The 232-nt window shown below is 51.3% G+C and carries 1 rRNA gene; it reads left to right on the top strand.

Annotation, left to right across the window (positions count from 1 at the left end):
* Nucleotides 1-232, top strand: a 23S ribosomal RNA gene (locus EAE93_RS24180); the annotation flags it as partial.

Genomic DNA, 232 nt, shown 5'->3' with positions numbered 1-232 from the left:
GGGTGACTGCGTACCTTTTGTATAATGGGTCAGCGACTTATATTCTGTAGCAAGGTTAACCGTATAGGGGAGCCGCAGGGAAACCGAGTCTTAACTGGGCGAAGTAGTTGCAGGGTATAGACCCGAAACCCGGTGAGCTAGCCATGGGCAGGTTGAAGGTTGGGTAACACTAACTGGAGGACCGAACCGACTAATGTTGAAAAATTAGCGGATGACCTGTGGCTGGGGGTGA

Origin of the sequence: Photorhabdus akhurstii (assembly GCF_018448925.1) — a bacterium.
GTDB classification, from domain to species: Bacteria; Pseudomonadota; Gammaproteobacteria; order Enterobacterales; family Enterobacteriaceae; genus Photorhabdus; species Photorhabdus akhurstii.
This window is presented reverse-complemented; position numbering and strand designations above follow the sequence as displayed.